Here is a 22,738-nt window from a genome sequence, read left to right on the forward strand (position 1 = left end):
ATCACATCCCTCGCTCCGCCCGCGTGGCCACTCACCGTCGGACCGCCGCGGCTCGACCGGATAACCTGAGTCGCTCGTCAGGCCCGTCTCCGACCGTACGGACGGCGAGGCCCAGCATCCGTTGGAAAGAAGCCCGGCCCTTGTGGAAAACGGACACAGCGATGCCGTGCGGCAACTGCGCTACCTGCCCGCCGTCGGGTCCCCCCACGGCGTGGAGGCCATGGACTTCGCCGCACTGCGCGCCATGGACACCCGGCGGCGCCGCACCCTCCCCCAGCGCCCCGCCTTCCACGTCCTCGCCCTGATCCGCTCGGGCACCGGCGCCCACGAAGCGGACTTCCACGGCTACGGACTGGCCGAGGGCAGCGCTGTTTGGATCCGGCCGGGCATGGTGCACCGCTGGAGCGACGTCGACGCCTGCGACGGCCCACTGATCCTCTTCCGGCCCGGCTTCCTGCCCGGCTTCACGGCGGCGGAGGCCGGCACCCCTGCGTGCTGGCGTCTGGACGAGCAGCGCCTCGGCCTCGCCCTGCTCGCGGCCGAGCATCTCCGCCGCGAACACGACGCGGCGGCGCTGACGCCCCGCCTGGCGACTGCCGCACTGCTCCCCCACCTCCTGGCGGCGCTGCTCCTGCGCACCCTCCCGGCCGCCTCCGTCCCGGCACACGGGACTCCCACCGGCAGCCGGCACACGGACGTGTTCCGCGCCTACCGGTCAGCCGTCGAGGAGCACTTCACCCACTGGCACCAAGTGGCCGACTACGCACGGGCACTGGGCTACGACGTACGCACCCTCACCAGGGCGACGCGTGCTGCCGCCGGCACAGGTGCCAAGACCTTCCTCGACCAGCGCATCCTGCTGGAGGCCAAGAGACTGCTCGCCCACACCGACCTGCCGGTCACCGGCTGCGCCCGGCGCCTGGGCTTCCGGGACGCCGGCAACTTCACCACCTTCTTCCGGCGCCAGACCGCCATGCCCCCGGCCGCCTGGCGCACCGGGTACGGCGCGCCCGGCGGCCGGGGGAACTGACACCTCTCGACGACTCGGCCGACGGGGCCCCGGGCCTCGTCCGTCACGTCACCGAAGTCCATGGTGCCCAGGGCGGCGAGCCGGCCGCCCGCGACCGGTCCGGTGATCGCACTGCTACGGCCCGTCGGCGGTGATGACCAGAGCGGCCTGGTCGTCCTCCACGTCCCGGCCCGCCATGAAGCGGCGGACGTCCTCCGCCACGGTCCGCACGACGTCGGCCGCGGTCGGCCGACGCGGGGCGGAAGCCAGTGCCTTGGCCAGTCGGACGTCGCCGTACTGTTCGGTGCCGGCGGCCCGGCACTCGGTGATGCCGTCGGTGTACAGCAGCAAACTCTCGGACGGGCGGAGCGTGAAGTGGCGCGCGGTGAGCCTGGACGGGATACCCATACCGAGCAGTCCGCCGGACGCCTCGACCGTGCCGACCCCGTGATCGGTGTCCAGCAGGAGGGGCGGCGTGTGGCCGGCCCGGACGAGCGTGACGGCGAGCCCGTCGGCGGCCGGCGCGAGGTGGCCGTAGACCAGGGTGACGAAACCGTTGTTCTGGTGGATGTGGCGGTCGTTCAGCGCCTTGTCGACGGCCTGGACGACGTGGACGGGGTCGTCCAGCAGCGGGGCGACGGCGCGCGCGGTGTGGCGGACCAGAGCGGTCGTGGTGGCGGCCCTTGCGCCGCGCCCGCAGACGTCACCGAGGATGAAGGCCCAGCTGCCGTCGCCGCGGTCGAAGACGTCGTAGAAGTCGCCGCCTATTTCCAGTCCTTCACCGGCCGGGTGGTAGAAGGCGGCGAGCCGGGCGCCGGGGACGTCGGGCAGGTCGGGCAGGAGCAGGCCGGTCTGCAGGTCCCGGGCGAGTGCGGCGCGCTGGGTGTACTGGCGTGCGTTGCGGGCGGCCGAGGCGGCGCGGCGGGCCAGTTCCTCCGCCAGGACCCCCGGTCCACGAGGGGCACGCACACGTAACCGGTGACACCCAGATCGCGCCAGGGGCCGGGTCCGGTCGGGGTACGGCGGGCCACTTCGGTCAGGCCGGAGGCCAGGACCCGGGCGACGGCGTCGTCCTCGGCGTCGCGGGCCGGGGAGTGGGAGGCGATCAGGGCGCGCGCCTCCTCGGTCGGGGCGGCGGCCGCCACGCGTCGTACGCGTCCGGCCTCGACGATGTCCACGGCGGCCAGGGGCGCCAGGGCCGGGCCGGCCAGGGTGGCCAGGCGCTGTAACGTCTGCGTCTCGTCCAGTCCGCCGGACAGTGCGGTACTCGCGGTCAGCAGGAAGGCGAGGTCGTCGCGGGCCGCCTTCTCCCGCGCGTCGGCCGCCCGCCGGGCCTGTTCGATGTGGTGCCGCTCGACTGCGAGGGCGGCGGTGTCGGCGAAGGCGCGGGCGAGTGCCAGATCGGTGTCCTGGGGAGCCCGTGGTGCGCGGTGGTACATGGCGAAGGTACCCAGCAGCCGGCCGTCGCGGGCGAGGATCGGCGTCGACCAGCAGGCGGCGAGCCCGGCCCGGCCGGCGAGGGCGCGGAAGTCGTCCCACAGGGGGTCGGCGGCGATGTCCCGCACGATCACGGTCCGGCGCCGGTGGGCCGCGGTGCCACAGGAGCCGACTCCCTCACCGGCGGCGATGCCGTCGATGGCCTGGTTGTAGTAGTCGGGCAGGCTGGGAGCCGCGCCGTGGCGCAGGTGGCGGCCGTCCTCGTCGGCAAGCAGGACCGAGACGATCACATCGGGGCAGAGTTCCTCGATGGTCCTGGACATGCCGTCCAGCACGTCGTGCAGCGGTGCCTGGCGGGCGATCTGCTCCAGCAGCGCACGCTGTTCGGCGGCCAGCCGCCGGGCGTGTTTGGCCTGGGTGGTCTCCACGCCGATCATCCGTACGCCGATGACGTTTCCGCCGGCGTCGCGGCGGGCCTCGTAGGTGAAGTCGAAGTACGCCTCGCCCGCCTGGTCGCCGACACCGATGACGACACGGGCGTCGCGGCCGACGTGCCGCTCGCCCGACCGGTACACCTGGTCCAGCAGCCCGATGAACCCCTGGGCCGTCAGCTCGGGCATGAGCTCCGCCAGCGGCACACCGGTGCGTTCCCGCTGCCCGCCGCCGATGGCCGCGAAGAAGGCCGGGTTCGCCGCCTCCAGTACGTGCGCGGGCCCTGCCATGGACGCGAACAGCGCGGTGGACGTTCCGAAGAGCAGCGACAGGTCGTCGTCCGTGTCACGCGCCGTCTCGGACCGGCGGATTCCGCTCGTCGACCGCCGCTCACGCTCAGCCGTCATCTCGCCCCCCCTCGCCTGCCGCCTGCCCCGAAGGTTCTGCAGGCCATCGTCTCCCAGGCATCGGTGGACGCCTCCCTCAGGGTCTTGTGCACCGAACGGCCGGGTCCAAGCATCCCTGAGCGCAACCCGACCCGGCCCCGGCACGGACACCGGGGTGATGTGCCACAGCCGGGGCCCGGCGGCGCGGCGGCCGGCGTCAGGTTCCGGCACCGGTGCCTTCGCCGGCGCGCTCCTGTGGGGCCTCGGCCGTCCGGCCTGCCAGCGCTTCGGCGACCGGGGCGTGGACGGGCAGCAGCTCGGAGATGCCGGTCATGGTCACCATGCGCGCCAGGCGGTCGGGTACCTCGGCGAGCCGGAGGGAGCCGCCCGCCTGCTGGGTGGTGTGCAGGAGGCCGATGAAGGTGCTGAGGCCGGTCGAGTCGACGAAGTCCACCTGTGCCAGGTCCAGGACGAGATGAGGGACGCCCTGTGCCACCACGGCCATGGCATGCGTACGCAGGGTGGCCGCCGTATACAGGTCCACGTCCCCGGAGACGGCGACGACGGCGGTGCGGTCGCTCGTGTGCCGGACGGTCACGTCGAGGATGTCGGTCACGTTGGTATCACTCCTGGCCGGAAGGCTCGGGCACGGTGGTGGCGTGCACGGTGGCGGTCATGCCGTCGTCGGCGTCGGGGACGGGGCTCGCCGCGTCACACATGTCACGGCTGTGGCGCGTCGCCCTCGGGGCCGTGGACGGTGACGAGTTCGGAGAGGCCCGAGACGGTGAGGACGGGCTCCAGCAGCGGCGTGACGATCAGCTCCAGCCGGTCGGCGTGGGCGAAGAGCACGCTCAGCCCGGCACTGTCGAGGTATTCCACCGCGGTCAGGTCCAGGACGAGGGGGCCCGAGCCGCCGTCCAGGGCTTCGGCGAGGGAGCCGACGTTGCTCATGTCGATCTCGCCGACGACCACGAGACGGGGAGTGCCGTCCGGGCGTCTGCCGGGGGTGAGCGTGAGCGGGGTCGTCATCAGGGGATCCTCATCTGCATGTCGACGGTTGTACCGGACGGACCGGGGGTGATGCTGACGTGCTGCGTCAGGGCGCGCATGAGGGACACTCCCCGGCCGCGGTGGGCGTTGCGCTCGGGCTGGGGGACCTTCCACCGGCCGCTGTCGGCCACCGTCAGACGCAGGTCGTCGACGAGGGATTCGGCACGCAGCCGTACGGCCTCCCCCGGGGCATGCCGGTGACCGTGCTCGATCGCGTTGGCGCACGCCTCTCCGACGGCGACGAGAACGTTCTGCACGGTGTTCGCGGGAAGCCCGCACTGCGCGAGCCAGCCGCGCAGCGCCCTGCGGACCGGCGCGAGCTGGGACGACTCGGCCGGGAAGGAGATGTCCAGCGGCGCCGGATGGCGGTAGAGCAGCAGGGCCACGTCGTCGTCGTAGCCATCGGCCGGCGCGAGTCTCGCCATGACCTCCGTGGCGAGATCGTCGACGGCTGTGGCGCGGCCGTCCTGCACGGCGTCTCCGGCCTGGTCGATCCCCGCGCTGAGCGGGCGCCGGCGACGCTCCACGAGCCCGTCGGTGTACAGCAGCAGCGTGGCCCGTGCGGGCAGGGTGCAGGCGGCCTCCGGGCGCTGTCTGCCGGGCCGTACCGCCAGTGGCAGGGAACGTCCTTCGTCCAGCAACCGGTTGGTGCCGTCGGGGTGCGCGACGATGCCCGGCGGGTGTCCGGCGCTGGAGTACGTCAGCTCTCCCGTCTCCGGATCGAGGACACCGCAGAAGACGGTTGTGCACAGCGCGCCGGGCACGCTCGCGGCGAACTGGTCGAGGGCCATCAGCGTCCGGGACGGGCTGGCGTCCTGCAGCATCAGCGCGCGGCAGGCACTGCGCAGCTGCCCCATGACGCTGGCCGCTTCCAGGCCGCGCCCGACGCAGTCGCCCACCACGATGCCGATCCGCCCGTCCGGCAGCGCGACGGTGTCGTACCAGTCACCCCCCACCTCCAGCGGGCGGGTGGCGGGCTCGTAGCGCACGGCGAAGCCGTCCGGGAGCCGGGCCGGGCCCAGGATGGCGCGTTGCAGCGCGATCGCGGTCTCCCGCTGCTGGTCGATCTGGTGCGCCCGTACCAGACCCTGCGCGAGGTGCCCGGCCAGCAGGGAGAGCAGGAGTTGGTCCTCGGAGGTGAAGGGCCGGCGTTCGCCGAGATCGATCCACAGGGCCAGCGGTCCGTCGGGATGTTCGAGCAGCACACCGGCACCGCTGTCCTCGGTCACGGGGGTGAGCGAGGACTGATGGCGCAGTGCGGCGAGTGCCTCCTGCCGGTCCGGAGGCAGGTCCTCCCACCGCGGGGGCGCGTCCGTGGCGGTGAGGATCGGTATGCCGCGCCCGAAGACGGCGGCCGTCACGCTCCGCGCCCGCCACAGGGTCTTCAGTTCGCCCAGTGCCCCGGCGAGCGCCTCGCGCAGGCTCGCGGCCGTGGACAGGATCGTGCTCAGCGCGGCCAGCGCCGTCTCGCGCTGGACGGCGTAGTGCTCGGCGGTGACGTCGCGGAAGGTACCGACGGTGACCTGCCGCCCCGTATCGGGATCCTCGGCCTTGTTGTAGGTGACGGCGACCCACAGCCGATGGCCGTCCCGATGGGTGACGGGGACGGTGTACGAGCCCTGGTCGTGTGCCAGCAGGCCGGCGAAGGCGTCCCCGGCCTGGCGGTGTGCCTCGGGGTCGGTGGCGGCCTGCGGCCACCACGGCTGAACGGGTGCGTAGGGCAGGTTCTCCGGGCCGTATCCGAGGATGTCGGTGAACGCGGCGTTGATCTCCACGACGGCGCCGGACTCGTCGCAGACGAAGAAGGCCTCCTGCAGTGAGTCGATGAGCGCTGTTCGCCAGCGGACATGATGGCTGCGCAGCCGGGCCAGTTCGACGTTCGCGCGCACACGCGCCAGAAGCTCCGCGGCGGCGAAGGGCTTGACCAGGTAGTCGTCGGCGCCCGCCCGCAGCCCCTCGATCGACGCCTCCTGCCCGGCCCTGGCCGACAGCAGCAGCACCGGCACCGAGGCCGTGCGTGTGTCACCGCGCAGCCTCGCCACCAGCTCCAGTCCGTCCAGCCGGGGCATCATCACATCGCTGACGACGAGGTCGGGGATGTCACGGCGGACGGAGGCGAGCGCTTCGGCCCCGTCGGTGACAGCGGTGACCTCGTATCCCGCTCCGGCCAGGAGGCGCGTCAGGTACTCGCGCATGTCCACGTTGTCGTCGGCCACCAGCACCCGGGCCTTCGGCCCGGGCGCGGGGCCGGACACGGTGGCGCCGGCCCCGGGTCGCCCCATCGAGTCGTCGGCCGCCCTGCCGGTGTCGCTGCCCGGAAGCCAGCGCAGGGCCTCCAGGACGTAGGGATCGGCGGTGGCGGACGCCGCGGTGCCACCCGCTTCCGGCACCACGGAGTCAGGAGGCAGATGGGCCGTGCCGAACGGCAGCCGGATGGTGAAGGTGGTGCCTTCGCCCTCCCTGCTCTCGGCGCCGATCGTGCCGCCGTGCAGATTCACGAGTTCATGCACCAGGGCCAGCCCGATACCGCTGCCCTCGTGCGAGCGGGAGCGGGCGTTCTCGATGCGGTGGAAGCGCTCGAACAGCCGCGGCATCTCCGCCTCCGGCACCCCGGCCCCGGTGTCGGCGACCGTGACCACGGCATGATCGCCCGCTTCGCGCACACGGACGCGGACCGCACCGTGGAAGGTGAACTTCAGCGCGTTGCTCAGCAGGTTGAGGACCGCCTTCTCCCACATCCCGCGGTCGACGTACACCGGCTCGTGCAGAGGCGGGCAGTCCACCTCGAAGGCGAGTCCGGCCCTCTCCATGGCCGAGCGGAAGACGCTGGCCAGTTCGGCCGTCACCGCGGCCAGGTCCACCGGTTCGAACCGGGCCTGCATACGGCCGGCCTCGATGCGGGAGAAGTCCAGCAGTGTGTTGACCAGCTTGCCCAGCCGCAGCCCGTTGCGGTGGATGACGTCGAGTTCCCGGAGTACGTGCTCCTCCGCGTCGGCGTGCCGGGCGCGGAGTTCCTCGACCGGGCCCATGATCAGGCTCAGCGGAGTCCGGAACTCGTGGCTGATGTTGGAGAAGAAGGTGGTCTTGGCCCGGTCCAGCTCGGCCAGTTCCTCCGCCCGCCGTTGCTGCGCCTGATAGCTGCGGGCGCTGCCGATACCGGAGGCGATGTGGCCCGCGGTCAGCTCGACGAACCCCCGGTAGCCCTCGTCGAGCAGGCGATACCGGTTGAGTGCCGCCACGAAGAAGCCGTAGGGGGCGCTGCCCTGCTGCAGGAGCGGGACCACGAGGGCCTGCACGGGGGGCTCGCGCCAGTCGCCCGTGGGCAGGCCGGCGAAGGCGTCCCCGGTCAGGGGCACCAGGGCCGCCTCACCACCGGCCAGAGCCGCGGCGGGCCACACACCGCCGGGCGCGTCGACCGCGAGGACGGCCGGTGCGAGCGGGTGGCCGGCGGTGACGCCGCTCGCCCCCGCCAGCCGGGCGGTGTCACCGTCGAACAGATATGTCAGGGTGAAGGGCAGGTCCTTGCGACTGTGGCTCAGCTGCAGGTCCGCGAAGGCCAGCACCTCCTGCTCGGTGCGGATCACGCTCGGGTCCGAGCCCAGGTCACGCAGCGTGGCCATGCGCCTCTCGCCGATCACCCGGTCGGTTTCCTCGCTCACCACGCACAACATGCCCACGACATCGCCGGTGTCGTCCCGCAGCGGGCTGTAGGAGAAGGTGTGGTAGGTCTCCTCGCTGTAGCCGGAGCGTTCGAGGAGAAGCAGCAGCCCTTCGTCCCAGGTGGCTTCGCCCGTACCGAGGACGGTCTCGATGCGCGGGCCGATGTCGTCCCAGATCTCCGCCCACACCTCGTTCGCGGGCCGTCCCAGCGCCCACGGGTACTTGCGGCCCAGCGTGTCACGACGGTAGGCGGCGTTGCAGAAGAAGGTGAGTTGCTCGCCCCAGGCCATCCACATGGGAAAGCGCGAGGACAGCAGAATGCTGACGGCGGTCTGCAGACTCTGCGGCCACTCCTGTGGGGGGCCGAGGGGCGTGGCGGCCCAGTCCACCTCGGCGAGGTCTTGGCCCACCTCACGGTCGGCGGCGAACACGCTGCCCTCCCCCGCGGGATGCCCGTGCCCAGCCTCGCCCGAACGCCTCACGCGACCCGTCCCCTCATGGCGGCCCGTGCCGGGCCGAATCATGCCGAACGCGCACGCGGGATACCCGATCGCGTGCCCATGTCCTGTCTGCCCCGTGATCGCCGCCCCACCCCGACGGGTTTCCCGTCGGCTCCCGGGGGCGATGGCTCCTGCGCCTCGGTGGGCAGTCTCTCAGACACCGGAGGGCCGGATCCGCCGGGGCGGTTTCGGGTGTCACGACGCGATCGGCCGGGGTTCCGTAGGATGATCCAGGCGAATCGGGATACCTGTGCCGGTAGCGCATGGCCATGGATGCGCACGGGTCGCCGGAGCCGCGCTCCTCGCACGCGACGACCGCCGGAACGCGGTCCGACGCCCCGGCGTATCCGACTCACCTCACAGGGGACCTGGTGAACGAGACAGAGGGCGCTCTCTCCATCAGCACGCGACCGTACCCGTCCGGGCTCGTGGTGCTGCGTCTGGCGGGAGAGCTTGACCATTACACGGGCTCCGGTCTCCGCACGGCCGTGACGGACCTGCTGCGCAGCCCCGGTGCGGGTGTCATCGCCGACCTGTCGGCCCTGGACTACTGCGACTCCACCGGGATGACCGAGATCATCACGGCTCACCACCGCGCCGAGGCCGCGGGCTCCTCGTTCTCGGTCGCGGCGCTCAGCCCGGTCATGGCCCAGCTCTTCCGGGTGGCGGGGCTGGACCAGCTCCTCACCCTGCACTCCAGCGTCGAGGAGGCGCTCGACGCCCTGGACACGAACTGACGACGGGCGGAGGGACGAGTCGCGCGGGAAGGTGCTCCGGAGCGCCCCGTTCTCATCGAGCGCAACCTGTGATCGACACGATCGCTCCGGGCGCGCGGGTTCGGGGGACGTTCTGGCGCCGCTCGGACCGCGGTCTCGGACCCGTCGGCGCGGGGCCCGTCAGCACGTATCGCTCGCGGGGTCCCGGCGTCCCTGGTCTGCGAGGATGAACCGTATGGACGTGCGAAGCAGGAAACAGACGCGGGCGTCCGGTCGGCCGGGCGGCCCAATGGTGATGCAGGCGTCCGGTATCCGCCGTGAGCCGAGCCCCGGCCCGGTGACGTCGGTGGTGGTACCCGCACCGGTCTCCCAGCGCGTCGGCCACACCACCGCCGAACCGGAGGCCGGCGCCCTCGGCCGGACGCGGATCAAGGGCACCCGGCCTGCCCCGGCCCGGCCCTCCCCGACCGCAACCGGGCGCTGCCCTCGGCTCGGCGCCCGCCGGTACCCCGCCCGGACGATCACCGCCTTCGCGGGGACAGCGCGATGATGTGCCGGACCGGCGGCGACCAGGACTCGGACCCAGGGGATCGCCCCGACGACGCCCAGACGTTCTCCGCCATACTGGAAGACAGCCCCGAGGACCTGTACGAACACGCTCCGTGCGGATATCTCTCCACCCTGTTGGACGGGCAGATCGCCAAGGTCAACACCACCCTGCTGAACTGGCTGGGCCACAAGCGCGGTGACCTCGTCGGCCGAAGGAAGTTCTCCGACCTCCTCACCGTCGGCGGGCGGCTTTATCACGAGACGCACTTCGCGCCGCTGCTGCGCATGCAGGGCGAGATCAGCGGCATCGCACTGGAGATGAAAGCGGCTGACGGCAGCCGGCTGCCGGTCCTGGTGACCTCCACCGTCAAGACCGGGAGCGACGGACGGCCACTGCTGATCCGCACCACCGTCTTCGACGCCCGCGACCGCCGCGCCTACGAGCAGGAGCTGCTGCGCGCCCGCCAGGAGTCCGAGCGCGAGCGCCGACGCCTCCAGCAGCTCGCGACCACCCTGCAGGCCACGCTGCTGCCGCCGGCTCTGGCCAACGTGCCGGGTCTCGATGTGGCGGCGCACTACCACATCGCCTCGGTCGACGAGGTCGGCGGAGACTTCTACGACCTGTTCCCCCTGGCCGCCGGGACCTGGGGACTGTTCCTGGGTGACGTGTGCGGCAAGGGTGCGGAGGCGGCGGTCGTCACCTCCCTGGCCCGCTACACCCTGCGCGCCGCCGCGGTCTACGATCCGGACCCGGCCGCGGTCCTGAGCAACCTCAACACCGTCCTCAACCACGAGTACAACGGCTCCGACCCACGGTTCTGCACCGTCATCTTCGGCCTGCTCACCCCGGACAGCGGCCAGGGCGGATTCCGCATCACCCTGGCCAGTGGCGGCCACCCCCCGGCCCTGCTGCTCCGCGCCGACGGCACCGCCGACTACCTGCCCACTCCCGGCGGCCAGCTCATCGGCGTCCTTCCCGACGCCCATGTCGCCACCACCACCTTCAGCCTCGTCCCCGGCGACACGCTGCTCCTGTACACCGACGGCCTCACCGAAGCGCACACGACCCGCCGTGGCGACCGCTTCGGCGACGACGCCCTTCTCGACCTCGGTCGTGCCCTGGCCCCCACCACCGCCCAGCGCACCATCGCGGCCATCCGCGACGTCCTCGACAGCCTGGGCACCGGGGTGGACGACGACACCGCCCTCCTGGCCGTCCACGTGCCGACGTGAGGTGTTCGTCGCCGTGACGTTCGTCGCCGTGACGGAGCGGTGGCCAGGGCCTGCGACACTGGAGGAATGGATGTCCTCCGCAGGAACAACGTCACCGTCACCGGCAACCATCAGGGGCGCACGGTGGTGCTGGCCCATGGGTTCGGCTGCGACCAGAACATGTGGCGGTTGACGGTCCCTGCGCTGGCCCGGGAGTACCGGGTCGTGCTGTTCGACTACGTCGGCGCGGGCCGCTCGGACTCGACCGCGTTCTCGGAGAACCGGTACTCCTCGCTGGACGGATACGCCGAGGACGTGGTGGAGCTGTGTGAGGCGCTGGACCTGCGCGACGCGGTCTTCGTCGGTCATTCGGTCAGCGCGATGATCGGCGTGCTGGCCGCCGGCATGGCTCCGGAGCGGATCGGCGCGTTGGTGATGGTCGCCCCGTCCCCGCGATACATCGACGACGACGGCTACCTGGGCGGGTTCAGCGCCGAGGACATCGACGAACTGCTGGCGTCACTGGAGTCGAACTACCTCGGCTGGTCGGCGGCGATGGCACCGGTGATCATGGGCAATGCCGAGCGGCCCGAACTCGGCGAGGAACTCAAGAACAGCTTCTGTGCCACCGACCCGGACATGGCGCGCGTCTTCGCACGGACCACCTTCCTGTCGGACTCGCGGGACGACCTCGGGAGCGTGCGGGTGCCGACGCTGGTACTCGAATGCACCCAGGACGTCATCGCCCCGCGAGAGGTCGGCGCCTTCGTCCACCGGACGGTCCCCGGCTCGACCCTGGTCACCCTCGACGCCACCGGACACTGCCCGCACCTGTCCGCGCCCGAGGCCACCAACGAGGCAATCGTGAAGTTCCTGGCGGGCCTTCGATGATGTGCCGCACCGATCAGCAGCCCGAACCCCCCGACGCCGGCCATGAGACGTCGGGGGCGGCGTTCGCCGCACTGCTGGAGGACAGCGCCGAAGAACTGTACGAGTCCGCGCCCTGTGGGTATCTGTCCACGCTGATGGACGGAACCATCGCGAAGATCAACACCACGCTGCTGGACTGGCTCGGCCTGGAGCGCGAGGCGGTCGTGGGCCGGGCGCGGTTCACGGATTTGCTGACGGTGGGCGGCAAGCTGTACCACGAGACGCACTTCGCGCCGCTGCTGCGGATGCAGGGTGAGATCAGCGGGATCGCCCTGGAGCTCAAGCAGGCCGACGGCGGCCGGATACCCGTGCTGGTCTCCTCGGTGGTCAAACGCGGCAGCATGGGCGAGCCCCTGCTGATCCGCACCACCGTCTTCGACGCCCGGGACCGCCGCGCGTACGAGGAGGAACTCCTGCGCGGCCGGAAGGCGGCCGAGGAGGCGCGCAAGCAGGCGGAGGCCGACCGCGCCCGGCTGCAGGACGCCCTCGCCGTGCTCCAGCAGTCGCTGCTGCCCGACAGCCTGCCGCCGGTCCCCGGCGTGGAGACGGCCGCCCACTACCACACCGCCGCCCCCGACCGGCTCGGCGGCGACTTCTACGACGTCTTCCCCATCGACGGCAAACGCTTCGCGTTCTTCCTCGGGGATGTGTGCGGCAAGGGCCCCCAGGCCGCGGCGCTCACCTCACTGACCCGCTACACCCTGCGCGCCGCCGCCCTGCACGACCCCGACCCCGTCGCCGCCCTGACCACCCTCAACAGGGTGCTCCACGAGCGTTACGCCTGCAGCGGTGACCCGCGCTACTGCACCGCCGTCTTCGGCACGCTCGAACCCGACCCGGCAACCGGGCAGGTCACCGTCCAGCTCGCCTCGGGCGGCCACCCGCCCGCACTCGTCCTGCGCGCCGACGGCACGGCCGACTTCCTGCGGACCCCCGGCGGCCTCCTCGTCGGTGTCCTGCCCGAGGCCCGCTTCAGCACCGCCGGCACCACCCTCGCCCCCGGCGACACCCTCCTGCTCTACACCGACGGCCTCACCGAAGCCCGTACCGGCAAGGACCGCACCAGTCTCTACGGAGACGACGGCCTGCTCGCCTTCGCCACCAGCCACGCGGGCGAATCCCCGCGCGCCGTCGTCCAGGCCCTCACCGGGCTGCTCGACAGCTTCGGCGACGGCCTCGACGACGACACGGCCCTCCTCGCCCTCGGCGTTCCCGCCGAACTCACCACCTGCCCGGCGACAAGAACACCCGAATGAGACCACTGAAGATCACCGTCCGAGACGCCGTATCCGGTCCCGTTCTGGAGGTCGTCGGCGAACTGGACCACAGCAACGCCACCGAGCTGCGCGACCGGCTCACCACCCTCGCCCTGCAGCCGGGCCAACGCCTCGTCCTGGATCTGGACGGCATGGACTTCTGCGACTCGAGCGGCATCACCGCTCTGATCGCCGCGCACAACCACGCGCACTCCGCCCAGGCCGACATGGCACTCGCCGCGGTACCGTCCCACACCCTGCGGGTGCTGCGCATCGTCGGGCTCGACCAGATCTTCCCGCTCTATCCCGACAGCGACACCGCCACCCGATCCTGACCCACGAGACGGGGGCTTGTTCCCCCGTGCCGCGGTGCGCCGCGGAGCGAACCGCCCACGCCGTCGGCAGCCCGGCTCCCTCTTGCCCCGCCGCCGCACGAGGACCTGCCGCTCAGCGGCCCGGCGGGCCGGGTTCGGGGTCGGCTTCACCGAGTTCGGGCTCCAGTCCCCGGCTCACCGGGGTGCGGCGCCGCCCGGCGTCGGCGCGCCATGCCTCGAAGGCCCATGCGGTGAGGGAGACGACGGCCACGCCCAGGATCCAGCCGCCCAGCACGTCGCTGAACCAGTGCACGCCGAGGGCGACTCGGGAGAAACCGACCCCGATGACGGAGAACACGGCGACACACCAGCAGGCGACGCGCCAGGCCCGCGGTAGGAGGGGCGCCAGGACCAGCATGAAGACGGCGAAGGACGTGGTCGCCGTCATCGCGTGGCCGGACGGGAAGGAGTAGCCCGCGGCGTGCGCCACCGGGTCGTGCAGAGCGGGCCGGGCGCGCTCCACCACGGTCTTCACCAGCAGTCCGACCAGCCCCCCGGCCACGGCGGTCACCGCCGCCCAGGCCGCCAGCCGCCAGGCCCTGCGGTACAGGAGCCACCCGGTCAGCACCGCGACGGCCGCGCGCAGCGTCACCGGATCCCAGATCCGGTCGGACAGCAGGTGCAGCACGTCCGTCCACCCCGGGTGGCGCAGGGCGTACGCGTGCAGGTCCCGCGCGGCGGAGGTGTCCAGGTGCCGCAAGGGCCGCCACTGGCCCTCGACCAGGGTCAGGAGCAGCCCGAAGGCGACCGCGGCCACGGCGGCGAGGGCGGCGCCGCCCAGCAGCCGTGCGCCGTACCTGCGGTCGGCCCGCACGCGGCGTTCGCGAACGGTGTGGAGTGCGGTCGGCTTGAGCATTCAGACTCCCGGGTCTGCTTGGACCGGGCCGGGGCGGCGGCCGCGCGCCGCCTCCAGCTGCGCGGCGAAGGTGAGCCCGAGGAAGAGGGCGATCGAGGTCAGGTAGGCCCACAGCAACAGGGACATGAAGGCGCTCAGGGGACCGTAGATGGTGTCGAAGGAGCCACTGAGGTCCAGGTAGAGGCTCAGCAGCCAGGTCAGCGTCATCCACAGCACCAGGTAGACGGCGGCGCCGAAGGCCAGCCAGGTGTAGCCGGGCTGCTTGCGGCGCGGTGAGCGGCGGAAGACGGTGCTCGCGGAGATGAGCGCGAGCAGCAGCCCGAAGGGCCAGCGCAGGACGTCCCAGGCTGTTCGCGCGCTGGAGTCCAGGTGGTAGACGGTCACCGCCGCCGAGGCGAGGTCGTCTCCGGCGACCATCACGACGAACCCCAGGCCGAGCGGGAGCCCCGCACCGACGGACATCAGCAGCCCACGCAGGTACTTGAGGTGGAAGGGACGGTCGCGCTCGTTGCCGTAGATCCGGTTCGCGCCACGCTCGATCTGGCACATCGCGGTGGTGACGTTGACCAGGGAGAAGACCGCGCCGAACCAGAGGGCGACGGCGGCGCCGTCACCCGCCGTGCGCCGGCTGCGGTCGAGGGCGTCGTCCACGACGTGGGCGCTTGGTCCCTGGGCGATCCGGTGGATCGTCAGTTCGGCCAGCCTGCCCACGTTCTCGGTGTGCAGGCTCGTCGAGAGTCCGACGAAGGCGATGCTCAGGGGTATGAGGGCCAGCACCGTCTGCAGGGCGAGGGCGCGGGAGTGGGTGAAGCCGTCGGCGTACCGGAAGCGGACGAACACGTCCCGCAGGAGCGACCAGCCGCCGTAGCGGCGAAGTGCCGCCCACGCCTCGTCGCCGGACAGCTCCTCCCCGCTCATGTCCCGCGTCTCGGGAACCTTCGTGGCGGTGCCCATCACTTCTCCCGCGTCGGCAGCAGCATGGTCAGGGCCCCCGGACTGACCTCCACGGTCAGGCGCCGGCCGCAGACCACCGGGTCACCGTCCAGCTCGCGAGGCTGCGGGGCGTCGAAGGCGAACTCCGCGCGCCGGAAGGTGAGGAACTCCACGGGTGCGCCACCCTCGTCACCGTGCCGCTCCCGGGCGGACGCCGTCCTTCCGGGACGCAGCAGCGTCCGTACGGCGCCCAGCCAGCCGGCGATGCCGCGCGGGTCCAGGATGAGCAGGTCCAGCCGTCCGTCGTCGGGCCGGGCGGCCGGAAGCAGGGTCACACCGCCCTGCACGCTGCCGACGTTGCCGACCAGCACCATGCGGGCGGTGCGGCGCAGCGCGGGCGCGCCGTCGAGACGGACGCTGACGCCCGTGCGCGGGCCGCGAAGTTCGCGGAGCACGGCGAGCACGTAGGTGGGCCAGCCGAGGAGGGACTTGGCGCGGTCGTTCGCGTTGGCCCGCCGCATCGTCGCGGCGTCGAGTCCGGCGCCGGCCATGGCGGCGAAGTGCGCGGGGGCCAGGCCGTCGCCCTCGATGCGCCCCAGGTCGACGCGGCGGGCCGTGCCGCGCAGTGCGGCGTCGAGGGCGTCGGCCGGTGCCAGCGGCAGGCCGAGATTGCGGGCCAGTAGGTTGCCGGTCCCGCAGGGCACCAGAGCGAGCGGTACGTCACTGCCCGCCAGGGCCTCGGCGGCCGCGCGGAGCGTGCCGTCGCCGCCGCACACCACCACGAGTGTCGCGCCGTCGCGGATCGCGCCGGCCGTCTGGCCGCCTCCCGGGTCGTCGGCGGTCGTCTCGACGAACACCGGTGCCCGGTGGCCGTGGTGTTCCAGGACCTGGCGCAGAGCTTCACGTCCGGCCCGGTCGGTGACCGTGGGATTGAAGACCACGGCGGTGCTGCCGGGGTTCCGCTGCGCGACGCCGGGCGCGGGCACGGGGGCGGGGGCGGGGGGAGCGGTCACGCGTCCGTCCGCGAGCAGGGCGCGCCCCACGATCAGCAGCGAGAGGCTTCCGTTGACGAGCCCGCCGACGACGTCGGTGGGATGGTGCATGCCCCGGTAGAGGCGGGCGATTCCGACCAGGAGGGGGACGGCGCAGAGCAGGCACGCCACGGCGGTCCGCCACGGTCCGCGCAGCCGGGACAGCGCCAGCACGGCCAGGCCGCCGTAGAGGGCGGTGGCTGCGCCGGTGTGGCCGGAGGTGTAACTGGACGTGGGCAGTGAGCCGTCGAGCCGGTGCACGTCGGGACGGTGACGGTCGACCGCGATCGTGATGACGAGGAAGACCGCCGACTGCAGGGACACGGCGAGGGCCAGGAACGTGGCCTGCCGCCACATCGGCAGCCGGGGTATCAGGATCAGGCCCAGACAGCTCGCCAGGGTGATGGCGATCACCGTCAGGGTGTTGCCGGCCTCCGACGCGATGGAGGACAGGGTGGTCAGGGTGGCCGTGCGCGCGTGCGCGAAGGACTCGTTGACCCAGTCCTCGGCCGTCAGCGGCCACAGGTGGCGGGCGGGGCCGGTGATCAGCAGCCCGAGGCCCACCATGAGGGTGGCCTGACAGACGGTCAGCGCGCCGATCGACCTGACGGACCAGCCGACTCCGCGCGGCATCGAGCGGCGGCCCCAGCCCGGGGCTCCGGTTACCTCTCCGGGTCTTTCCCCGGAAAGCCCGGCGGATCTTCCGGGCGCGGCAGTCGACATGAGTACCCCTCTGGTTCGGCGCTTGGCGACGGAGTTCGCCGGACGCTGTCCTCTCCGGCTCCTCGCCGTATGCCCGCTCGGCCGAGGAGCAGACCAGGCGGACTGGCCGAGGCCGGCGGGCGGGCTCGACGCTCGCGGAATGCCGGGGATCCTCTCTCGCGGGCGTCCGCTTCGGGCGCTCGCCCCCCGGTACCCGACCGTTCCCCGGCACCCGGATGCGGCGCTTCCTGTGAGCGGACCGGCCTACCCCGTCCGGGGACGGGCGGGAGCCGGCGCGTCGAGCGGGTCGACCGCCCGTGACCCGCCGAGCCCGGCGTCGCCGACGTTCACGGGGTCAGGGCTTCAGGAGTGCCTTGATGGCACGGCGCTCGTCCATCGCCCGGTACCCCTCCGCGACCTCGTCCAGGGGCAGGGTGAGGTCGAAGACCTTGCCCGGGACGATCCCGCCGGCCACGACACGGTCGATCAGGTCGGGCAGGTAGCGGCGCACGGGGGCGGGGCCGCCGCGCAGGCCGACGTGGGAGAAGAACAGCTCCTGCCCGTCGATCGCGACCTCGTGGGGGACGCCGACGAAGCCGACGTTGCCACCGGGCCGTGCGGAGTGCAGTGCCTGCTGCATGGCCTGGGCGGTCCCCACGCACTCCAGCACGGAGTCGGCGCCGATACCGTCGGTGAGGTCCTTGATCCGGGCGATGCCCTCGTCGCCGCGCTCGGTGACGATCTCGGTGGCGCCGAACTCGCGGGCCAGCTTCTGCCGGGACTCGTGGCGGCTCATGACGATGATCCGCTCCGCGCCCATCTCCTTCGCCGCGATCACGGCGGACAGGCCGACGGCGCCGTCCCCGACGACCACGGCGGCCGAGCCGGGCCGCACCTCGGCGGCGTCGGCGGCCCACCAGCCGGTCCCCATCACGTCGGAGACGGCCAGCAGGCTCGGCCACACGTCCTCGGCCGGCACCTCGTCGGTGGCGACCAGGGTGCCCTGGGCGTTGGGGATGCGGACGTAGTCGGCCTGGCACGTGCTCATGAACTCGCGATGCAGGCAGTTCGACTGGAAACCGTTCCTGCAGTTCGCGCAGGTGTTGTCCGAGGTCGCGAACGATCCGACCACGAACTGTCCCGGCTTCACGGCCGTGACCTCGGAACCGACCTCCTCGACGAAGCCGACATACTCGTGCCCCATCGGATGAGGGTCTCCGATCGGCTCCAGACCGCGCCAGGCCCACAGGTCGGAGCCGCACACACAGGTGACGGCCGTACGGATGATCGCATCCGTGGGCTGGAGGATCCTGGGGTCGTCCAGCGTCTCGAAGCGGACGTCACCGGGGGCGTGGATCACTGCGCCGCGCATGAAAGATTCCTTTGCGTACGTGCGGTCGGACCGCTGCGGCGGTCCGCGTGCGACCGGCCCCGGGACCCGAGACGTCTGTGTACCGGGGCGGGCGGCCCGCCCCCGCCGACGCACGGCCGGGACAGCACCACGTCTTCCAGGTAACCGCCCTTCACGGCGGGCAGCCAGTCACCGTCGATGGGTGTACTGGCAGTACGTCCCTCCCGGCAGGGCCGCCTAGGCTCGTGCGCCGGTGCTCGGTGAGCGGCTGCGACGATCAGGTGAGGTACTGGGCTGCCGTCCGATCCGTTGGACACGGCAAAGCAGGTCGGGAGCCGAGCCGGAACAGAGCACCTGCAGGTCAGGCACCCTTGCCGGCGGGCTCCAGAATCGCCACGCACTCCACGGGATGCGTCATCGGAAAGGTGTCGGCCTGGACGCAGGCAGGAAAGCAGCAGGTCAGAGATGCTTTGGGGGCCCGAATGAGGGCCGCCGGGCCCCCGGACTCGGTGTCGTAGGCCAGATGGGAAACCACCAGGACCGAACGCCCCCGATCACGCAGACGGCCCGCCAGTTGCCAGAACCGCAGGTACGTGTCCCGGTCGAACCCTTGGTACGGCTCGTCCAACAGCAGCACCTGCGGATCGTGCATCACCGAGAGCCTCGGGCTCGGCGCCGCCCTGTCGTCTCCGCTCGGCGGCGGACTGCTCACCGGCAAGTACCGGAGCTCCGCCGAGGGACGCCTGAGCGACCTGGGCATGGTCATCCACACCGAGAGCACCGGCCAGAAGACCGCCGTCGTCGACACCGTCCTGGCGATCGCCGAGGAGACCGGCGTGACGCCCGCCCAGGTGGCGGTGGCCCGGGTGCGCGAGCCCGCCGCCCGTTCCGTGGCCACGCTCGTCCCGATCATCGGTCCGCGCAGTCTCTCCCAGCTCGACAGCTACCTCGGCGCAAGGAGGACGTAGCCGTCGTTCGTCTGAATCCACAGCTGGTAGCTGCCGACGGGGAGATCTCGGGAGGTCGGGATGGATACCGTGCCGCCGGTGTCCCGGACGTATTGCCAGCGTACTGCCGGCCCATGCCGACACATGCTCCCTGAGGCGAGTCGACGCGGACGGCGCTTCTGTGCGGCCGTTGGAAGGGTCGTGCACGTGCGGGGTTGGGCAGCGGGCCGCAGGGGGAGTCTGTGTCCTGCGGCCCGTCAACTGACGTGGAGCCACTGTGACATAAGTGGCCGCTGTCCTAGAGCCGGGGAACTTCAGAGACGGAGTTGATGCATCGTGGAACGACGCATGTCGGTTGCGACGCACTGGGGCAGTTTTGTCGCGGTGGTTGATTCCGGTCGGCTGGTGCGAATCGAGCCGAGGGGCGATGACCCCGCGCCGTCGCCTATCGGACCCGGAATGGTGACAGCCGCCGACGACAGCGCCCGCGTGTTGCGCCCCGCGGTGCGCAAGGGCTGGCTGAACGGCCTGCCGCGCGCCCATGACACGGCCAGGGGCGCGGACGCCTTCGTGGAGGTGAGCTGGGACGACGCGATCACCCTGGTGAGCGAGGAACTGCGCCGAGTGCGTTCACAGCACGGAGACAGCGCTGTGTTCGGCGGCTCCTACGGCTGGGCGAGTGCGGGCGCGTTCCACAACGCGCAGGCGCAACTCCACCAATTCCTGGCGTTGGGCGGGGGATACACCGACTCTCGCAACACGTACAGCACCGCAGCTTTGGAGGTCGTCCTCCCCCATGTGATCGGCGGAGCTCCGTGGAGCTACCAGTCACGGATGCCGATGTGGGACGAGATCGCCGACAACTGTGAGCTTGTGGTGGCGTTCGGAGGGCTGGCCCTCAAGAACAGCCAGATCAACCCCGGCGGACTGGCCAGACACCAGACGCAGGACCTTCAGCGAAAGTGCCGTGCCGCCGGGGTGCGGTTCGTGAACATCAGCCCCATCCGCAGCGACACCGCCGGCTTCCTCGACGCCGAATGGCTGCCCGTCATCCCCAACACGGACACCGCCGCGATGCTCGGCATCGCACACACCATGCTGGTCAACGGCTGGCACGACGAGGACTTCCTTCGCCGTTGCTGCGTCGGGTTCGACCGCTTCGCCTCCTACTTGACCGGCGAATCCGACGGCGTTGCCAAGGATGCCGCCTGGGCAGCGGGGATCACGGGCATGAGCCGGGACACGATCACCGAACTGGCTCGCCGCCTGTCCACGCAACGTTCGCTCATCATGGTCAACTACGCGATTCAACGGGCGGACCACGGCGAACAGCCGATCTGGATGTCGGTCGTGCTGGCTGCCATGGCGGGCTCGATGGGGCGGCCCGGCTGCGGCTGGGGCGCGGGCTACGCGACCATGGACGCGACCGGCGTCGCCCCCGGCCGGCCCTCCGTGGCGTCGATTCCCCGGGTTCCCAACCCTGTCGCGGATTTCATCCCTGTCGCACGGATCGCCGACACCCTGCTGCATCCGGGCAAGACCATCGACTACGACGGCCGGCGCCTGACCTTGCCCGAGCTCCGCCTGATCTACTGGTGCGGAGGGAACCCGTTCCACCACCACCAAGATCTCCACCGCTTGACCCGCGCCTGGCAGACCCCTGACACGGTGGTGGTTCACGAAGCCTGGTGGAACACCACGGCCAAGTTCGCCGACATCGTCCTTCCCGTCGCCACCAGCCTGGAGCGCGACGACTTCGCCGCCGGATTCTCCGACCCCCACCTCGTCGCGATGCCGAAAGTCCGTGAGCCGGCGGGCGAGTCACGCACCGACCACCACATCTTCACCTCCCTGGCCTCCCGGCTCGGATACGAGCGCGAGTTCACGCAGTCACGCTCCGAGATCGAATGGGTCCGGCACCTCTACGAGCAGACGAGGGCCGACCTCGGCGACGACGGGGCCTTGCCGATCTTCGACGACTTCTGGCGAAGCTCCACGGCTGAACTGCCGGCGCTGAGCGGCCCGTTCCCCGGCAGCTTCGAGGCGCTCCGCGCAGATCCGCAGCGTTTCCCCCTGACGACCCCGTCGGGCCGGATCGAGATCTTCTCCGAGGAGATCGACTCGTTCGGCTACGACGACTGCACCGGGCATCCGGCGTGGTTCGAACCAGTGGAGTGGCTCCGTGCCGGCCTGTCGGACCGATTCCCGCTGCACCTGATCTCGAATCAGCCCGCCTCACGCCTGCACAGCCAGTACGACAACGGCGGCCACAGCCTCAAGTCGAAAATCCACGGCCGTGAGCCCGTGACGATCAACCCCCTGGACGCCGCGTCCCGCGGCATCGAGAACGGCATGATCGTACGCGTCCACAACGACCGCGGCAGCTGCCTGGCGGGCGCAGTCCTGTCGGACGACGTCATGCCAGGCGTCATCCAACTGTCCACCGGAGCATGGTGGGACCCGGCCCAGCCAGGCCAGAGCGGCACCTTGGACCGCCACGGCAATCCGAACACCCTCACGGCCGACCGAGGGTGCTCCCGCCTGTCCCAGGGACCGAGCGCCCACAGTGCGCTCGTCGACGTCGAGCGGTACGACGGCCCCCTTCCGGACGTGCTCGCCTTCACACCACCACACCTCGAACACTGACACGCAGGCTGCCTCTTCGGGCAGGTCCTTCGAGTTCGTCGTCGTCAAGCGCGCAGCGGGCCGCCCCGGCTGCCAGAGGCGCCACCCCTCGTTTTGCATTTGCGTAATCAGATGAATACTGTGCGCAGTCGTGACTGCACTTCAAGACCTCAAGTACGGCCAGTGGTTCAGGGGCGCCGACGTCGACGGCGACGGGTTCATCACCCAGCAAGACGTCCGCGCGATGAGCGAGCGCTACATCGCCGCCCGAGACACCGCGCCGGACTCCGCGACCGCCCGCCGACTCATCGAGGGAATGGACGGGTTCTGGACGAATGTGATCGCCCCGATGGACCAGGACGGTGACGGGAAGGTCGATCTCCGGGAGATGACCGAAGGCTTCAGGAGCGTCCTGACCGACCCCGCCCTCTATCCGCAGCAAATCGCGCCGGTCACCAACTGCTTCTTCGACCTCGTCGACCTCAACGCGGACGGCAAGATCGACCAGGCCGAGTTCCAGCAGATGTTCGACTCGGTCGCCGGTGTGCCCGGCGAGGACTGCGCCACGGTCTTCGCCGCTCTGGACAGGGACGGCTCCGGTGGGCTGGACCGCGCCGAATTCCACCAGGCCCTCGCCGAGTTCTTCTACGGCAACGACCCGGATGCTCCTGCCAACCATCTCTTCGGCAGGGTCACCGCCTGACAGCCCGGGATCCGACCGCCCACACCACTGCTGTGCGGGCGGTCGGCTTCGAGGCCCCAGGCCACGCAGCCCCTGGCGC

The 22,738-nt window shown here is 71.5% G+C and carries 18 protein-coding genes and 1 pseudogene; 9 read left to right on the top strand and 10 right to left on the bottom strand.

All coding sequences use genetic code 11. The features are described 5' to 3' along the window. Window positions 1-142: 142 nt before the first annotated feature. Entirely contained in the window at window positions 143-1,030 is an 888-nt protein-coding gene (locus tag ACZ6B1_RS31445; protein WP_468783950.1) for an AraC family transcriptional regulator, read from the top strand. A 114-nt stretch (window positions 1,031-1,144) separates the two neighbouring features. Here the strand turns inward: ACZ6B1_RS31445 and ACZ6B1_RS31450 are convergent, their stop codons facing one another. The 5 genes from ACZ6B1_RS31450 to ACZ6B1_RS31470 form a co-directional block, all read right to left on the bottom strand. After that, window positions 1,145-1,867 (bottom strand): PP2C family protein-serine/threonine phosphatase, encoded by a 723-nt coding sequence (locus ACZ6B1_RS31450; protein WP_468784227.1) that lies wholly within the window; start codon window positions 1,865-1,867, stop codon window positions 1,145-1,147. Next, window positions 1,774-3,285, bottom strand: a complete 1,512-nt coding sequence (locus tag ACZ6B1_RS31455; RefSeq protein ID WP_468783952.1) for a GAF domain-containing protein — start codon at window positions 3,283-3,285, stop codon at window positions 1,774-1,776. Before ACZ6B1_RS31455 ends, ACZ6B1_RS31450 begins: the two co-directional genes overlap by 94 nt. 196 nt (window positions 3,286-3,481) lie before the next feature. After that, window positions 3,482-3,880 (bottom strand): STAS domain-containing protein, encoded by a 399-nt coding sequence (locus ACZ6B1_RS31460; RefSeq protein ID WP_468783954.1) that lies wholly within the window; start codon window positions 3,878-3,880, stop codon window positions 3,482-3,484. A gap of 104 nt (window positions 3,881-3,984) precedes the next feature. Then, on the bottom strand, window positions 3,985-4,293 hold the full coding sequence (locus ACZ6B1_RS31465; RefSeq protein ID WP_468783956.1) for an STAS domain-containing protein: 309 nt from the start codon (window positions 4,291-4,293) through the stop codon (window positions 3,985-3,987). Continuing rightward, window positions 4,293-8,456, bottom strand: a complete 4,164-nt coding sequence (locus tag ACZ6B1_RS31470; protein WP_468783958.1) for a SpoIIE family protein phosphatase — start codon at window positions 8,454-8,456, stop codon at window positions 4,293-4,295. Before ACZ6B1_RS31470 ends, ACZ6B1_RS31465 begins: the two co-directional genes overlap by 1 nt. A gap of 389 nt (window positions 8,457-8,845) precedes the next feature. Here ACZ6B1_RS31470 and ACZ6B1_RS31475 point away from each other — a divergent pair, with 389 nt between their 5' ends. From ACZ6B1_RS31475 to ACZ6B1_RS31495, 5 genes are all read left to right on the top strand, one after another. Beyond that, on the top strand, window positions 8,846-9,211 hold the full coding sequence (locus tag ACZ6B1_RS31475; protein ID WP_468783960.1) for an STAS domain-containing protein: 366 nt from the start codon (window positions 8,846-8,848) through the stop codon (window positions 9,209-9,211). 528 nt (window positions 9,212-9,739) lie between these two features. Further along, window positions 9,740-10,972, top strand: a complete 1,233-nt coding sequence (locus ACZ6B1_RS31480) for a PP2C family protein-serine/threonine phosphatase (protein ID WP_468784230.1) — start codon at window positions 9,740-9,742, stop codon at window positions 10,970-10,972. Between the two features lie 66 nt (window positions 10,973-11,038). Next, window positions 11,039-11,842, top strand: a complete 804-nt coding sequence (locus ACZ6B1_RS31485) for an alpha/beta fold hydrolase (RefSeq protein ID WP_468783962.1) — start codon at window positions 11,039-11,041, stop codon at window positions 11,840-11,842. Continuing rightward, window positions 11,842-13,137, top strand: coding sequence for a PP2C family protein-serine/threonine phosphatase (locus ACZ6B1_RS31490; protein WP_468783964.1), 1,296 nt, complete (start codon window positions 11,842-11,844; stop codon window positions 13,135-13,137). Before ACZ6B1_RS31485 ends, ACZ6B1_RS31490 begins: the two co-directional genes overlap by 1 nt. Beyond that, window positions 13,134-13,472: an STAS domain-containing protein gene (locus ACZ6B1_RS31495; protein ID WP_468783966.1), complete on the top strand. Its 339-nt coding sequence runs from the start codon at window positions 13,134-13,136 to the stop codon at window positions 13,470-13,472. The genes ACZ6B1_RS31490 and ACZ6B1_RS31495 overlap by 4 nt, the downstream gene beginning before the upstream one ends. 112 nt (window positions 13,473-13,584) lie before the next feature. Here the strand turns inward: ACZ6B1_RS31495 and ACZ6B1_RS31500 are convergent, their stop codons facing one another. From ACZ6B1_RS31500 to ACZ6B1_RS31520, 5 genes and pseudogenes are all read right to left on the bottom strand, one after another. After that, window positions 13,585-14,367 carry a phosphatase PAP2 family protein gene (locus ACZ6B1_RS31500; RefSeq protein WP_468783968.1) on the bottom strand — a complete coding sequence of 261 codons (783 nt, stop codon included), beginning with the start codon at window positions 14,365-14,367 and terminating at the stop codon, window positions 13,585-13,587. Beyond that, window positions 14,368-15,321 (bottom strand): YihY/virulence factor BrkB family protein, encoded by a 954-nt coding sequence (locus tag ACZ6B1_RS31505; protein ID WP_468783970.1) that lies wholly within the window; start codon window positions 15,319-15,321, stop codon window positions 14,368-14,370. Continuing rightward, window positions 15,321-17,054 carry a bifunctional phosphatase PAP2/diacylglycerol kinase family protein gene (locus ACZ6B1_RS31510; protein WP_468783972.1) on the bottom strand — a complete coding sequence of 578 codons (1,734 nt, stop codon included), beginning with the start codon at window positions 17,052-17,054 and terminating at the stop codon, window positions 15,321-15,323. The genes ACZ6B1_RS31505 and ACZ6B1_RS31510 overlap by 1 nt, the downstream gene beginning before the upstream one ends. A 334-nt stretch (window positions 17,055-17,388) precedes the next feature. After that, window positions 17,389-18,405, bottom strand: a complete 1,017-nt coding sequence (locus ACZ6B1_RS31515; protein WP_468783974.1) for a zinc-dependent alcohol dehydrogenase family protein — start codon at window positions 18,403-18,405, stop codon at window positions 17,389-17,391. Between the two features lie 484 nt (window positions 18,406-18,889). Beyond that, window positions 18,890-19,045, bottom strand: a pseudogene (locus ACZ6B1_RS31520) (ABC transporter ATP-binding protein); the annotation flags it as partial. Between ACZ6B1_RS31520 and ACZ6B1_RS31525 the strand changes: the two are divergent. From ACZ6B1_RS31525 to ACZ6B1_RS31535, 3 genes are all read left to right on the top strand, one after another. Next, window positions 18,978-19,352, top strand: a complete 375-nt coding sequence (locus tag ACZ6B1_RS31525; protein WP_468783976.1) for an aldo/keto reductase — start codon at window positions 18,978-18,980, stop codon at window positions 19,350-19,352. The pseudogene ACZ6B1_RS31520 and the gene ACZ6B1_RS31525 sit on opposite strands and share 68 nt — an antisense overlap. A gap of 315 nt (window positions 19,353-19,667) precedes the next feature. Beyond that, on the top strand, window positions 19,668-21,977 hold the full coding sequence (locus tag ACZ6B1_RS31530; RefSeq protein ID WP_468783978.1) for a molybdopterin-dependent oxidoreductase: 2,310 nt from the start codon (window positions 19,668-19,670) through the stop codon (window positions 21,975-21,977). Between the two features lie 130 nt (window positions 21,978-22,107). Beyond that, a complete protein-coding gene (locus tag ACZ6B1_RS31535) occupies window positions 22,108-22,659 on the top strand; it encodes an EF-hand domain-containing protein (RefSeq protein WP_468783980.1) in 552 nt (183 codons plus the stop codon). Window positions 22,660-22,738: the final 79 nt, after the last annotated feature.

This window comes from Streptomyces sp. NPDC041129, assembly GCF_055592265.1.